The organism is Rothia sp. (in: high G+C Gram-positive bacteria), assembly GCF_030540545.1.
In the GTDB taxonomy this organism is placed as follows: Bacteria; Actinomycetota; Actinomycetes; order Actinomycetales; family Micrococcaceae; genus Rothia.
The window spans coordinates 1-1,209 of the sequence record NZ_JAUNVZ010000075.1 but is presented as its reverse complement, the minus strand read 5'-3'; the positions used below and the strand labels follow the sequence as shown (position 1 = coordinate 1,209).

Sequence of the window (1,209 nt, the reverse complement as noted above, 5' to 3'; positions counted from 1 at the left end):
CTTGGAGGCGCGCAGCGCCAGCACCTTATCCCGCACCAGCGCAGACTCGGCACGCTCCCCCACCTGCACACCCAGGCTCTTCGCCAGCTCGCCGTATTTAATGGGTGAAGACAGGCTGCCGAGCGTGAACTGGAAATCCACGGTCAGCACCACATAGCGCGGCGAGCCGTTCACCATGTTTTGCTTCAGGATTGAATCGCGGTAGCCGAAACGCAGATCGGCGTTTGCGAAGGTCTTAAACTGGTTAATCTGGCGGTCCCAGGTGCGCACGGACGCGATGAACTCGCCAACTTCCACCCCGTAGGCGCCCACATTCTGCACGGGGGTTGCGCCCACAGTCCCGGGAATGCCCGACAGCGCCGCCGGGCCAGACCACTCTTTTTCAATGCTCAACTGCACGAAATCATCCCACACGGTACCCGCCTGCACACGCACATTCGCGCCGCCACATGCGGGAATGGGCAGCTCCTCAACCCCGGTGGATGCAATATGCACAACGGTACCGTCAAACCCGGCATCGGAAACCAGCAGGTTTGAGCCGCCGCCCACAATCAGCACGGGTTCGTTGGCGGCATCGGCGGAGGAAACAGCCTCGACAATCTCGGCTTCAGTCGTGGCGCGGATGTATGTGCGGGCAGGGCCGCCAACTTGGGCGGTGGTGATCTCACTCAGCAGCTTTTCAGTCATGTCTTTAAGAATACCGGTCTGTCACGTTTTATTCCGTTAGGGTCAGCTAAACCTTATGGCAGACCCACCCCATATTCGGAGCGGGTCTGCCATGATTCAACGCACAATCACATAGAGTATCGACCGCAAGCGCGCGGGCTAGGCAAATTTCACTACGGCCTGAGTCTTCATCAGAACCTTCTGCTGGGTGCCTTCACCGTCGTCAGCGGTAACGGTGAGGTCGATGCGAGCCGTGCGCGCATCCTCATCCACGGCGCCTACCTTGCCGGTGATAGTCAGCGCATTCGTGGGGGTGTCCGGGTTGTCGCCACCGGGCGCATCCGGCACCGGCACAGGTTTGGTGAAGCGGGTCTGGTAGTCCACGATTGCACCCGGATCGCCCGCCCAGTCGCTCACCAGCTGCACGGCGGTGCCCATCGTGAGCATACCGTGCGCGATCACGCCGGAAAGCCCCACGGACTGGGCAAAACGCTCGTTCCAATGAATCGGGTTGAAGTCACCGGATGCGCCCGCATACCGCAC

At 60.9% G+C, this 1,209-nt stretch carries 2 protein-coding genes; both read right to left on the bottom strand.

Going from position 1 to position 1,209, the window contains the following annotated elements; translation table 11 throughout:
• The coding region (locus Q4P78_RS09030) for a UDP-N-acetylmuramate dehydrogenase (RefSeq protein WP_303340037.1) at positions 1–687 on the bottom strand (687 nt) is incomplete at its 3' end.
• 138 nt (positions 688–825) lie between these two features.
• On the bottom strand, positions 826–1,209 hold a 384-nt coding region (locus Q4P78_RS09025), incomplete at its 5' end, for a MaoC/PaaZ C-terminal domain-containing protein (RefSeq protein WP_303340036.1).